At 44.1% G+C, this 14376-nt stretch carries 10 protein-coding genes; 6 read left to right on the top strand and 4 right to left on the bottom strand.

The features are described 5' to 3' along the window. Window positions 1-48 precede the first annotated feature (48 nt). The 4 genes from HII16_RS05005 (at window position 49) to hemL (ending at window position 4587) form a co-directional block, all read left to right on the top strand. Window positions 49-1704 carry a chloride channel protein gene (locus tag HII16_RS05005; protein ID WP_169128060.1) on the top strand — a complete coding sequence of 552 codons (1656 nt, stop codon included), beginning with the start codon at window positions 49-51 and terminating at the stop codon, window positions 1702-1704. Further along, entirely contained in the window at window positions 1705-2139 is a 435-nt protein-coding gene (locus HII16_RS05000; RefSeq protein ID WP_169128058.1) for a CopD family protein, read from the top strand. It abuts the gene before it with no gap. A 140-nt stretch (window positions 2140-2279) separates the two neighbouring features. Continuing rightward, window positions 2280-3293 carry an aspartate carbamoyltransferase gene (locus HII16_RS04995; protein WP_211183405.1) on the top strand — a complete coding sequence of 338 codons (1014 nt, stop codon included), beginning with the start codon at window positions 2280-2282 and terminating at the stop codon, window positions 3291-3293. Between the two features lie 13 nt (window positions 3294-3306). Then, a complete protein-coding gene (gene hemL / locus HII16_RS04990; protein ID WP_169128056.1) occupies window positions 3307-4587 on the top strand; it encodes a glutamate-1-semialdehyde 2,1-aminomutase in 1281 nt (426 codons plus the stop codon). A gap of 70 nt (window positions 4588-4657) precedes the next feature. Here the strand turns inward: hemL and mrcB are convergent, their stop codons facing one another. Continuing rightward, entirely contained in the window at window positions 4658-7006 is a 2349-nt protein-coding gene (gene mrcB, locus HII16_RS04985) for a penicillin-binding protein 1B (RefSeq protein WP_169128054.1), read from the bottom strand. Next, window positions 6996-9539 (bottom strand): ATP-dependent helicase HrpB, encoded by a 2544-nt coding sequence (hrpB, locus tag HII16_RS04980; protein WP_169128052.1) that lies wholly within the window; start codon window positions 9537-9539, stop codon window positions 6996-6998. Before hrpB ends, mrcB begins: the two co-directional genes overlap by 11 nt. A 115-nt stretch (window positions 9540-9654) precedes the next feature. Between hrpB and thpR the strand changes: the two genes are divergently transcribed. After that, complete coding sequence (thpR, locus tag HII16_RS04975; protein ID WP_169128050.1) at window positions 9655-10188, top strand: RNA 2',3'-cyclic phosphodiesterase; 534 nt, start codon at window positions 9655-9657, stop codon at window positions 10186-10188. Window positions 10189-10212: 24 nt separating this feature from the next. Continuing rightward, a complete protein-coding gene (locus tag HII16_RS04970; RefSeq protein ID WP_169128040.1) occupies window positions 10213-11091 on the top strand; it encodes a hypothetical protein in 879 nt (292 codons plus the stop codon). Between the two features lie 14 nt (window positions 11092-11105). On the opposite strand, the gene HII16_RS04965 is transcribed toward HII16_RS04970, so the two are convergent. Together HII16_RS04965 and pepB are read right to left on the bottom strand one after the other, a co-directional pair. Further along, window positions 11106-12722, bottom strand: a complete 1617-nt coding sequence (locus HII16_RS04965; protein WP_169128038.1) for a mechanosensitive ion channel domain-containing protein — start codon at window positions 12720-12722, stop codon at window positions 11106-11108. A 152-nt stretch (window positions 12723-12874) separates the two neighbouring features. Beyond that, entirely contained in the window at window positions 12875-14164 is a 1290-nt protein-coding gene (pepB, locus tag HII16_RS04960; RefSeq protein WP_169128036.1) for an aminopeptidase PepB, read from the bottom strand. Window positions 14165-14376: the final 212 nt, after the last annotated feature.

Raw genomic sequence — 14376 nt, 5'->3', positions numbered from 1 at the left:
AAAAACGCTAAAAGGTTATTTATGTCGCTGGTGTCATTAAGAAAAAAATTGGCAAAACCCGAACCATCCTGGCAATTATGTTTGCTGGGTGTTTTGGGTGCAACCTTAGCGTCTGTTTTTATTATTTTGTTTCGCTATTGCGTTGAGTCTATCCAATTATTGTATTTACAAAGTGTGGATGACTACACCACTTTACCAGAATTTTACCGATTTATAACCCCATTAATTGCAGTATCTTTTATTCTTTTGATTGCCATCATCAGCCGTTTTAAGTATGCACGTATGGGTATTCCCTTTGTTTTATACCGGTTGAAAAGCGCTTATGGCTATATTCCGTTTAAAAATACCTTAACCCAATTTTTTGGCGGTATCGCTGCCCTAGCCGGTGGCTATTCCGTTGGTAGAGAAGGCCCTGCGGTACATATTGGTGCTGCTGCCAGTTCATTTTTAGGCAATAAACTGGCGTTACCATTAAATTCCGTGCGCATTTTATGCGCTTGTGGCATTGCCGCGGGTATTTCAGCCAGCTTTAACACCCCTTTAGCCGCGGTTATTTTCGTAATGGAGGTGATATTAAGGGAATATAAGTTGCATATATTCATCCCCGTTATTCTTGCCTCCATTATCGGTTCATTAATGACCCACGCATTTTTTGGTCCCTATCATGAGTTTGAATTTTTCGCTTATATTGCCATCGATTTTTGGCATTATCCTATATTGATCATCTTCGGCATGATTTTAGGCACTTTGGCCAAAGCCTTTAACAGCTCGCTTATTTTTGTCTTAAGACGCACTAGCCACATCCATATGGCGCAGCGTCTATTAATCGCTGCATTTTTGATGGGCATCATAGGCTTGCTAGTACCACATAGTATGGGCGCAAGTTTAAGTGCAATTGGCGCGTTACTCGATGATCGAACCCATGTATGGCTCATTATTGCGGTATTTGTCGCCAAATTTGTCGCCACCATCGTCGTGCTTGGTTTTGGTATTCCTGGCGGCATCATCGGCCCAACATTAGCCATCGGAGCTGTCGCGGGTGCGCTCATGGCATTTTTCATTGGCTTTATATTTACCGGCGCTAATTATGCCGGTGATTATGCATTGCTTGGCATGGCCGGTATGTTGGCGGCTTCATTAAGTGCGCCTTTGGCGGCGTTGTTAACCATTGTTGAATTGTCGAACCAATTGCAATTGATATTACCGGCAATGGTAGTGATCACCAGCGCTTACCTTACATCGAGTCAGTTTTGGAAAAATCGCTCGATATTTTTGCAACAACTTGAGTTTCAGCAATTACCATATCAAGTCAGCCCTGTTGAAGGCATACTGCAAAAGCACGGTGTACTCTCACATATGGATGAAGGCTTTAAAGTGATAGATACTAATGACCCTGCCACGGTCAAGGCGGAATTAACCGCCATGGATTCTGGTCGTTTGATTATACGTAATGATCAGGATGACACCGATTTCAGCTTGGTGCATATCGATATAAACTTGCATCCATTAGAAGAAGAAAGCAGCGCCGTTAAAACAACACCAATGCCTGCCATCGATTCACAAGCAACCTTGTCTGAAGCTTATTATGCCTTATACGAGAAACGTGAAGGCGCGGTATACATTTATCATAAATCAAAAGATAATATTGTCGGTGTGTTAGCATTTGAAAAAATTCGCGCGATATTAACTAAGGGAGCGATTTAGATGTCAATTTTGTGGGTAAAGGCTTTGCATATAGCCTTTATGGTTGCCTGGTTTGCTGGCATTTTTTATTTACCGCGACTGTTTGTTTATCACGCGGAATCAAATCAAAAATTAGTTCATGAACAATTGAAAACCATGGAACGTCGATTGTTGTTTTTTGTCACACCATTCGCCATTCTCACTTGGGTTTTTGGTTTATGGATGATGCATTATTACGGCACCACTTGGATCTTGGTGAGCAGTTGGCTGCATATTAAATTGTTATTGGTCATTTTGCTTACTGGCTACCACATATATTGTTTTAAATTGCTTGCTGATTTTAAGCATGATCGCAATACTCGCCGTGGTCGTTTTTATCGCATTTTTAATGAAATACCAGTGTTTGTATTGTTTGCCGCTATTATCCTTGCCGTAGTTAAACCGGTGTTATACTAGCGCATCCTTTATTAACAAAACCGTGGTTTTATGCTATTGTTGCGCGCAAAATTTAGCCATATTTATGCAAGTTTCAGTAAGCAACTTTCATATGGCTCTAGTACAGCAATAAAAAACATTATTAATCAGGTAGTTAATCAATGATGAAGTTTCAGGGCAGCCACATATTATCGGTATCCCAATTTGACCGCGAATCTGTCGCCAGAATTCTTGACGTCGCTAAACGCATGATTCCATACGCCAGCCGTCAAAAGCGCTGTAATGTATTGGAAGGAGCGATTTTAAATAATCTATTTTTTGAACCAAGCACTCGAACCCGCGTTTCCTTTGGTACCGCTTTTCAATTGCTTGGTGGCTTTGTCCATGAAACCGTCGGTCAGGAAAGTTCATCGCTGACCAAAGGTGAGTCATTATTTGATACCGCGCGAGTAATCAGCGGTTACGCTGACATCGTCGCTATGCGCCACCCAGCGATGCACTCGGTGGCTGAATTTGCCGAAGGCAGCACGGTACCCGTCATTAATGGCGGCGACGGCGCGAATGAACACCCTACCCAAGCATTACTTGATTTGTTCACCATTGAAGCGGAAATGAACCGCTTTAATAAGAACATTGACGACTTGAATATCGTCTTAATGGGCGACCTTAAGCATGGTCGCACCGTGCATTCACTGTCAAAACTATTGAGTTTGTATAACAACATCCACCTAACATTGGTATCACCAAAAGAGCTGCAAATGCCGGACCACGTGGTTAGTGCACTTGATAATGCTGGGCATAAGGTGACCATTACCGACTCTATGGTCGGCAATTTACAAAGCGATGTATTATATCAAACTCGAATTCAAGAAGAGCGTTTTGCCAGCAAAGGCGAAGCCGACATGTATCGAGGTCACTTTAGTCTCAATAAGTCTGTTTACGAGCAGCACTGTAAAGACAACACCGTCATTATGCACCCATTGCCACGAGACTCGCGCCCAGAGGCGAACGAACTCGATGTCGACTTGAATGACAATAACAATTTAGCCATCTTCCGCCAGGCACAAAATGGCGTACTTGTACGCATGGCCCTGTTTGCACTTGCGTTAGGCGTTGAAGATAAGCTAAGCCAATATGAACGCGAAGTGACTTGGTTTAGCAGTAAAGGTAATTAATACAGGACCCCATATGTCTCACTCAGAACAATTATTTAATAAAGCCCAACAAACCATCCCAGGTGGTGTTAATTCACCTGTTCGTGCCTTTAAAGGTGTTGGTGGTAGCCCTCGCTTTATCGAAAAAGCCGATGGTGCCTACACCTTCGACGCTGATGGCAACAAATACATTGATTACGTTGGTTCTTGGGGTCCGATGATCCTTGGCCATAATCACCCTAAAATTTTACAAGCGGTAGTTGAAACGGCGCAAAATGGCCTGAGCTTTGGTGCACCAACCGAGCTTGAAATTGACATGGCTGAAAAAGTACGTGAACTTGTGCCCAGCATGCAAAAGCTGCGCATGGTCAGTTCAGGTACCGAAGCGACCATGAGTGCGATTCGTTTAGCACGCGGCTTTACCGGACGTGACAAGATTCTTAAGTTTGAAGGTTGCTACCATGGCCACGCTGACTCATTGTTGGTTAAAGCTGGCTCAGGCGCGCTTACCTTAGGTGTACCAAATTCACCAGGTATTCCTGCAGATTTGGCGCAACACACGCTAACGGTAAACTTCAATGACCTCGATTCAGTGGAGCAAGCGTTCGCCAGTTATGGTGACGATATCGCCTGTATCATTGTCGAGCCAGTGGCCGGTAACATGAATTGTATTCCACCGGTTGCAGGGTTTCTTGAAGGCCTGCGCCGCATTTGTGATCAACATAAATCGGTATTGATTTTTGATGAAGTGATGACAGGTTTTCGAGTCGCCTTAGGTGGTGCACAAGCGCATTACGATATCGAACCTGATTTGACCACATTAGGTAAAGTCATTGGTGGTGGTATGCCAGTAGGTGCTTTTGGCGGTAAAGCTGAAATCATGGACTATATCGCACCAGTCGGCCCGGTTTATCAAGCAGGTACCTTGTCAGGTAACCCAATCGCCATGGCAGCTGGTCTTGCGGCATTATCGGAATTAAGCAGTAAAGATTATCATGCTGATTTAACGGCAATGACCAAACAACTGGCAGAAGGTTTTAAAGCCGCCGCCGATAAGCATGGCGTCGCACTTAGCATTAATTATGTCGGTGCTATGTTTGGTATTTTCTTCACTGACCAGTCACAGGTCGATACCTTTGCTCAAGTAATGAAATGCGATAATGACAAGTTCAATAAGTTTTTCCACTTGATGCTAGACGAAGGCGTGTATTTAGCGCCTTCTGCATTTGAAGCTGGCTTTTTATCTGCCGCTCATACCGCACAAGATATTGCCGATACAATAGCTGCTGCAGAGCGCTGTTTCGCCAAACTATAACAACGGCGTAACATGCAATAAAAAACGCCCGTTTTATGCGGGCGTTTTTATATCACAATAATGACTAATTTTAATCCGAGTCACTACCAAATAGACGCTCTAACCAGCTTGGTGGTTGCTTGCGTTTTTCCAGACATTTTGAGGTGTATTGCACACCATCACTGATGGCAGGATAATCGGCGACATTGGCACAATCTCCTAGCACGGCATTACCGGTTGCCAATTCAAATGTGGCCATCTCAACACCATCTGGCATAAAGTCATAACGATCGGAAATCCCCTGACGCTTCATGTAACTCGCGAACAAAGGTAGTGCACCGGAACTGCCGGTTAATTTTGTTTGTGCATTGTCATCACGGCCAATCCAAGTAGTCACCACAGACTGTTGGTCATAGCCGACAAACCAAGCATCACGACCATCATTACTGGTACCGGTTTTACCCGCCAGTTGCTGATGTGGTAAACGCCAAGACAGCGATCTAGCGGTACCTTCTTGGGTAACCCTATTTAGTGCAAAATCAAGTAAATACGCAGCTTGTTGCGGTATTCTTACATCGATAGTATCAAACCGACTCCACAGCTCTTCTCCGTCACCAGAGAGCACTTGGTTTATGGCTGAAGACTGGTTATAAAGACCGCCATTGGCAATGGTGTTATACCACTGGTTTACTTCTAACGGCGACATATCTATCGCCCCTAAGAATAAACTTGGCACTTGCTCTATATCGCCTTGATAGCCTAATGCCCATAGCGTATGCGAGACGTTGTCTACCCCTAATTGTTGACCTAGATTGACCGTAGGTACATTAAGAGAGCTGACCAAGGCGTCAATTAACGCGACTTTTCCGCGAAATTTACCATCATAATTCTTCGGCTGCCATGATTTACCACGACCGCCTTTCATGGTGATCGGTTGATCATCAAGTGGTGTGGCAAAATTGTACTGGTCAAAACGCTGTAAGGCGGTTAAATAAACCGCCGGCTTAATCAAAGAACCAATAGGACGTTGTGCATCTAAGGCGCGATTAAAGCCTGAAAATTTGACATCTTTACCGGCAACAACCGCTTCGACAGCACCGGTTCGAACATCACTGATGACCATAGCCGCTTCTAAATTTTTATCTTTTTGCTGGGTAGCGAGCGAATTGAGATGGGCAATTAACGCCTGCTCAGCATTTAGTTGCTTAACCAAATCAAAGCCGGTAAATACCCGTATGCCGGATTGCATGGCACTGGCGGCGCCCATGTCTTTGAGTTCGCGACGCACCAATTGCATATAGCCAGGGAAGGATTGTTTGGCCATGCGTCGTTCAGATCGAATCTCCAGTGGCGCCATCAACAATTTCTCGTAGGTCTGACTATCAAAAAAGTGATGCTTGAACATCAAGTCCAACACCAAATCACGTCGTTCAAGCGCACGTTCCGGACGACGCCATGGGTCAAAATAAGACGGGCCTTTTACTAAACCGACCAGCAATGCCAATTGGGCTTGGTCAAGGTTTTGAATATCTTTACCAAAATAAAACTCTGAGGCTAAGCCAAAACCATGCACGCCGTTGGCAAAATGCTGACCGAGATACACTTCATTAATGTATGCTTCGAGCAACTGATCTTTGGAGTATCTTAGCTCAAGGATAACCGACATTATAGCTTCGTTAACTTTACGCCATAGCGTTTTATCTCGGCTTAAGTACATGTTTTTCGCGAGTTGCTGAGTGAGCGTACTGCCCCCTTGAACCGTCTCGCCAGCCAATAGGTTTTTCCAAAACGCACGCATAATACCGGTTGGCGAGATACCGTGATGCTGATAAAAGTCTCTATCTTCGACCAAAAGCAAGACATCAATTAACGCTTCAGGGATTTGCTCCATGCTAAGCACCACACGATCTTCACCATCTGAAGAGGTAATGCGATCAATTAACACGGGTTCAAGCTTGACTTGATGCACTTGTTCATTATCGATAAACAAGCGAAATACTGAACCTTCGCGGGTTTGGATGCGAATGCGACTGGGGTTTTCAATACCGTAACCAAAATCAAACGGGCGACGATATATGGTGATGCTGTTTTTGCTGAGGTTATATTGGCCAGGTTCACGAACCATAGCGACCGACTTATAACCGATGTAATCCAATTCTGTTTTTAATTGACTTAGATTGAGTAGGCTATCTTTGTTTAAGTGCAAGACTCGACCATATACTTGCGCCGGCAATTGCCAACGCTGACCTTCAAAAGTCTGCCTTACCTTGCCATCAAGATAAATACTGTATAGCGAGAATGCAGCAATAAAAATAAGGGATAATTTGAATGCTGTGGATAACAAATACTGACTGATGTATTTATCACCACTGTCACCGGTTTTCACCTTTCCTTTGGTAAATCCCGGGCGTTCTTTCTTTTTTATTTTTCTACTTGCCATTGCCTATATGTTTCTTGGTTTTGTTTGTTGGCTTTGCATTGGCCGGATCATCTGGCCAATAGTGTTTGGGGTAATTGGCTTTCATGTCTTTTTGAACTTGGCCATAACTGCCTTGCCAAAATCTGCCTAAATCTTTGGTAATCTGTATCGGTCTGCCGGCGGGTGATAATAATTCAAGCACCACATTTACCCGCCCATTGGCCACCTTAGGTGAACTATCTAAACCATACACTTGCTGCATTGGCAAGGCAACCTTAGGCTCTAAAAACTCACTATATTGATAGGCAAATTTTCGCCCTAACGGACTAATATAATATTTCGGTACCCATAGCGATAACGCCTGTTGTTGCGGATAATCTAGAGTATTTAATAAAATATCATGAAAATTAAGACCTTGGAGCGCTTTAACTGAGGTTATGTTATCAATGTAAGGGGCTAGCCATTGGTTCAATTGAGCTAATAATGCCGCTTCTGACACATCAGGATAACCAGAGTCCGGAAAGTGCGTATGTAGCCAGCGCAAGCGATTCAGTAAACTTTGGCATTTGTCATCAAAACGCAGTACCGACAAGCCATTGCGACCAATATGTTCAAGCCAAACCTCGGCGTAATCAACAGCCTTGGCTTTATCGTTAAGCTGGGTACTCGACAACAGTATTTGACCCAACCTATGCTGTGATTCACTGATGATGCGTTGCTTTTTCTGATCATAATACGTGGTCTGTTGTTTTTGCTGCAGGTGCGGAAAATAGCGCATGATATCATCTAGCTGCAAAGGTGCCGCCAACTCAACCTGTAAGCGTTGCTGACGATTAAACACCCGAGCAACCAGTAAAAATGGCTGACCTGTTAAGCTATCAACGGGGTCAAGTTCAAGCCCTTTGCCATTCGCGGTTAAATATTTTGTGTCTTGATTGCGCGCTTTACTGATCCTTTCTGGATAAGCAAACGCTAACAACAGACCGGTTTTATCAACCGGCAGTTGAGCTTCTTGCAAACACATTTTATCTGCAATTAGATGCTCACCGAGGATGCGCCTTAGTGCTTGATACAGTCGTTGTGCCGATTGCAATATCCGTTTATTGATAGCGGATTTATGACGTTGTTCGACAGACAACAACATATATAGGCGATTGCGAATATCACTGTTGGCGGCATTTCTAGAGACAATATCACGCTCCTCCAATAGCGACGCTAATATACACGCTAATGACAGCAATTGGCCATCGTTACCGTCTATTGTTGGTGCCGATAACAACATATGGCCATACCTTGGGTGGGTGGCTAGTTTTGCCACATTTTGACCATGAGATGTTAAGCGTCGTTGTTGGTCGACGATTTGCAACTCCTGCAATAATTGCCAACATTGCTTTTCGCTACTTTCTGGCGGTAACTCGACAAAATGTAGCTGCTTAAACTCATGAACGCCCCATCGGGCAACATCCAGTGTTAGCGGCAGTAAATCACTCTGGCTAATTTGGCTGGCGCTGTGTTCCATACGTCGTTCAAAGTTTTCTTTAGAATAAACGCGAATACAACGCCCAGGCGCAACTCGACCAGCTCGACCACTGCGCTGAACCGCAGAAGCCTTACTAATTTGCTGTAAGTTCAGTCGATTCGATAAGGTTTGCACGTCATAGCTGGCGACCTTTTCCAATCCGGCATCGATTACCAGGGTTACGCCATCAATTGTTATAGAAGTCTCAGCAATATTGGTTGCCAACACCACTTTGTGCATCCCTGTCGGACTTGGTGCTATAGCTTGGCGCTGCTCTGCTAACGACATGTCGCCAAACAGACAATGCAGTTGATATGGTGTCGGCAGTCTGTCGGTGAGCAATTCGGCTAAGGTGTTAATTTCACCACTGCCTGGCAAAAATACTAGGCTGGAACCAACATTTGTCTGGCATTGTTCGACAATGACTTTAGCCAGATGATCGAGTAATCGTTTGTTGCCAACAACCGGCTGATAGTGCATTTCAACGGCATAGCTTTTGCCCGCACTGGTTAAATACTTGGCATCGGGCAAGCATTGCTGCAGGTAGAGATTATCGATAGTCGCCGACATCAATAACAAATTCAGATCATCTCGCAAGCCAAGCTGCACATCACGCGCCAACGCTAAGCCAAGATCGGCGTGAATCGAGCGTTCATGAAATTCATCAAAAATTATCAGGCCAACATCGGCAAGCTCATTATCATCGAGTATCATGCGTGTCAAAATACCTTCGGTAACAACCAAAAGGCGCGTTTCTTTGCTGACTTTGCTGTCACCACGCATCTGATATCCAACGGTTTTACCCAGAGGCTCATTAAGCATCTGCGCCAAACGCTGTGCCACCGAACGTGTTGCCAGACGTCGAGGCTGCAGCATAATGATTTTTTTGTCGGCAAATTGCGGCAATGGCAGTAACCATAACGGCAACACCGTGGATTTACCGGCACCTGGTGGCGCAGATAAGATGATGGTATTGGTCGATGTTAAGGTATTGAGCAGCTCTGTTTTAATATTGGTGACAGGATAACTGTCCAAGGCTTTTGTGCACATCAGGCAATAATTGACTAAGGTAGTTACATAATCACTGTTATAACACATATTAACAGCGCTATCTTACTGTTAAAGGCATCAACCACGAATAACACAAACTATGCGATTATTTTTTGCACTATCTCCAAGCCAAGATAAAAAACAGCAAATTGAGCAATGGCGACAACAACACATCGCCAGCCTTGGCCGACCGGTGCAGTCTGCCAATTACCATGTGACGCTGGCGTTTATTGGTCAGGTTACCCCATCGCAATTGCCAAGTTTGATAGCGCTGGCGAATAACATTGATAGCCCGCCAATACATATGACGCTAAACACTTTGCAATGCTGGCCAAAACCTAAGGTGTTATTTCTTGGCTGTCAGCACAGTGATACGCCAATTTACCAACTTGCCGAACAGTTACAACAGGGCTGTCGTCAGCTTGGTTTTGATATCATCGAGCGCCAATATGTACCGCACCTGACCTTATGTCGAAACACCGCACATTTGCCTGATGTCGATGATAAGATCATCAAGACGCTTAACCTGTCGCTGTCATTCTTCGACTTTTGTTTATACCAGTCGGTTTCCAGTGAACAGGGAGTAAGATATGATGTGCTGCATCGCTGGCTACTCTCCGCGCAGCAAACATAATAACGTCGGCAATCAAGAGCATTTATGAGCATTTATTTAAAATTTATCAGCGGCGCCTTTCAGCCTCGTAGCCTATTTATTCCTATGGCCAGCATTATTCTAGGTACCGGTTTATCGGCCTTACAATGGCCCGTTGATGGCAGCTTATTCGCCAGCTGTATTGTGTTAGTCATCATTGCTCAAACCGCGCTCAATCTAGCCGGAAATTATCAAGCGGCGTACGTTAACCATGCCAATGCGACGCAGCAACAAGGCGACCGTGTTGCCTTATTACGGCTTAGCTACGCTATGGCGATGTTATTTGCGATTGGATTTATTCTGCTACTAAGCGTTAGTGTCGGTTTTGCCATGCCGTCAATATTGTTGTCATTGTCTTTGCTGATCCCGTTTGCTATTACTGTGCGCATGAAGACACTGTTTAGCAAGGCGCAACTTTACCAATACAAAAAAGTTCACATGAGCTTTTGGGCATTGGCAAACGGCTTTCTTCCCTGCGTCATTGCGTTTTATTTACATACCGCGCACATCAGCGACTACAGTGTTGCCGCTGCCGCATGTGCAGCGCTATTGGCACTGCTTATTTCGTTAAGTAAACAGGCTTTATTTATCATTGAACAACACCAATTGATTGAAGCAGGGCAATTACCACAATCGTTAGCAACTAACCTTAAGTGGCAAAAGCTGGTGGTCATCACCACGTCATTGGCAACGGCAGCGACAATTTATTGGTTAAGTATTCCTTATTTGGCGGGTATCTGTATTCTAGCCTTACCATCTATCGTCGCTACTATCGCCACCGTTGAGCATTTGCCAGAGCCAGACATCGCCAGTGCGCAAACCACCAAAGTACAAATTGCCTACTTTGCCTATTGGGTGCTGTTTATTGTCGGTGTCATGTTATAGAGTTTGTGCTGATATTACTTGATGTTTTTCAAGGCAAGGTGTTGTTCTGGAAGAGCAAGTTCAACACCTAAACGGTCAATCAATTCAAGAATTTTGAAGTTAAGATCTTCCTCATATTGCTTATAGACCACACGATTTGAAGTAGTGACATAGGCATTAACCACAATGACAAAGGCATCAACATCAACATGTTCAAAACGAACATAGGTTTCCAAATCAACCACATTAGGATGGTTGACTACTAAATCGCGCATTTGCTCAACCAATGTCTGCAAGGTTTGTCTGGGCGTATTTAACCTAACGCGAAAGCGCTTATTGTAATATCGATGATCGATTTCACCGATATTTTCTAAATCCATTGAGGCAATCACCGAGTTCGGCACGTGCACCACCGCGCGATTAAGTTTGCGCATTTTCGTTGATCGTAAGCCGATTTCTTCAACCCGCCCCTGCGTATTGCCAAACTTACACATATCACCGGGTTTGACAGGTCGAGCAATATACAAGGTAAATGCACCAAAGATATTTTCCAGTGATTTTTGTGCCGCAAGGGCAACGGCTAAACTGCCTATGCCGAGGCCGGTAATGATGGTGGTAATATTGAATCCGGCATCGTCAAACCAGTTCAATAAGTACACCATCACCACGAATATTTTTAGCGTAGTGACCATAGGTTTAATGATGGCAATAGCATTTTGATCGTCGTTTTCTGCCCGAGAACTGTAGAGCGCGAAACAAAACTCGATGATACCCATGCTTAAAAAAATCGCCGCGAGATAGTTCAAGGTGCCGGTATCAATCCATACCCGGGCATTTATCGACAACCCTAAATGACCACTAAGCCATTGAATCAATATAAAAAACAAGAATAGTCGTAATGGAATACTAATAAAGCGTCGCATAGTGCGGCGATAGGTATCTGAGAACTCCACCAACTTAAGTAAAATCTGCCGTATCAATGCGGTAAAATACCACGATAACACCAAAATAATCACAAAACTGACAAACTGCCAATTCTCCATATCGAGTAGTTGGAATTCAGGCAATATGTGAGAGATAGACTCGGCCCAAGGATGGTAACCAAACTCTTGCCATAGAGCTGGAATATTAGCGACACTGCTGCCTGATATTTTCCACATTAAGCGGCCGTCGTCAGTGGTAATTCGCTGCAAATAAATCGGCACGTCATCTTTGCTGGTTTTAATAACCCCGAGTAAATCGCGATTGGCCGGCAGTCCATCTTCAACATGCCCTTGTTCATCATCACTGAGTAAAGAGATATCCAATGAATGGTGCTGTGACCAGACAATGGTTAAGCGATGAATCAATTCAGCCTTTCTCTCATCGGACAATTGCTTATCAAGGTAACGAAAATCAAAGTACTTAGCCGCGTTTTTATAATCCCCTGATTGCAACGCTTCGCCAATACTGAGCAGACTGGATAATGGAGTTTTGCCGCGTAATGGACTATCTATCGGCAAAGATTGAGCATTGCGTATGGCTTCATTTGCCTGCTCTTGACGCTCTTTAACTTCTTTCAGGGTTAAATCCTCTTCGGCTTTAACCACAGAAGAGTTCATTAACAGCAGCACGACAATGCCTAGCAATACTCGCAATAATGAGGCAAACATATTGATGTAAATAAGAAATTCATATCAGTTTATTGTTGTTTATTGAGTATAGATGAGCAGGCTTTATTTTGCTGAAAATGGCCATTCAATAGATTGCGGCCATAAAAAAACGAACACCGTAGTGTTCGCTTTTATCTAGTTGTGAAACCTTGTTACTGCATTAACAAGGCGGTAATTGTGGCAATACCTGAGCCTGTCGCACCGGCAGCCCATAAGCCACTGGCATGTTCGTTATAACACGCAGATAAGTCTAAATGCAGCCAGCCTTTACCTTGGTTAGGAACAAAGCGGGCTAAAAAGCCAGCGGCATTGCTGGCACCACCAGCACCGCCACCTTTTTGTGTGGTGCTATTTGCCGTATCAGCAAATGATGATGGACACTTGTTTTGATGAAACGGCGCTAATGGCAACTGCCAAGCTGGATCATTATGCTCGGCAGCAACCGCTAATGTCTTATTGGCAATTTCTTGATCAAGCGCGAACACGGCGTTGTATTCGCCACCGGTAGCCATCATTGCCGCGCCAGTTAGCGTCGCAGCATCAATGATCATGTCCGATTCAAATTCACTGGCTTTAATTAAGCCATCGGCCAACACCAAACGCCCTTCCGCGTCTGTATTGGCAATTTCAACCGACATGCCATTTTTATAGTGAAGAATATCGCCGAGCTTATAGGCATAACCACTGATCATATTCTCTGCACAACAAAGGATAAGTTTAATGCGCTTTTTCAGGCCAGATTTGATCGCCAAGGCCATCGCAGCGGTAACCGTTGCCGCGCCACCCATGTCACATTTCATCGAAAACATACCGGCGCTCGGTTTGATTGAATAGCCACCAGAATCAAATGTAATGCCTTTACCGACCAGTGTTGCATGTACCGGTTCAGCTTCATTTTTACTTGGGTTGTAATCGATAATAAGCATACCAGGATCATTGATACTGCCCTTACCAACATTATAGATGCCGACCCAACCGTCCAGCTCAAGGTTATCACCACTGATAATCTCAGCGCTGACATCATCCGGAGCTAACTCTTTAATGTACATCAACGCACTTTGGCATAATGTTTCTGGCACCAAGTTGGACGGAGTTTGATTGATTAAATCTCTGGCCCAAGCGTAACTGGCTTGCTTGTCATTTAAACGTTTAAGTTGCGATTCATCACCGCTAAACTCAACGTTTTCTAGCTTACCGACTTTACTGAACCCTTGAGCAAATGCCCATTGGCTGCTTTCGCACCAATGTTCGCCGTCAAGCTTGGCGTTAGCAACGCCTAAGGTTTCTATTTTACGACCCGCTTGTTGAATAGCGCGCAGGTCTTTATCTATCACATCAGTGATATGAATATGAATTTCATCATTATGGAAACTAATAGAGCTGGAAGCTTGCCAGTTATCTGGCGTTGCAGTGGAAAGTTTAATTATGGCTGTTTTGGTCATGAAGATTCCTATTCAATCGACATTAAGACAATGATATGTGTCACTTTTTAAAAAATGCGACGTTCAAGCCTTAAAATAATTGGATTATCAATTTGGCAATAGCTTGCCGAATTGGCTGCTATATAGCATAGTACACGAAAAAATGCGTAACAGCTGTCGTTACAATTTAAACAAACATTTTATCATTAAAATCAATAACAAAGTACCTGGCT

Origin of the sequence: Thalassotalea sp. Y01 (assembly GCF_012932945.1) — a bacterium.
In the GTDB taxonomy this organism is placed as follows: domain Bacteria; phylum Pseudomonadota; class Gammaproteobacteria; order Enterobacterales; family Alteromonadaceae; genus Thalassotalea_A.
The sequence above is the reverse complement of the archived record's forward strand: the minus strand, read 5'-3'. Positions and strand labels throughout refer to the sequence as shown.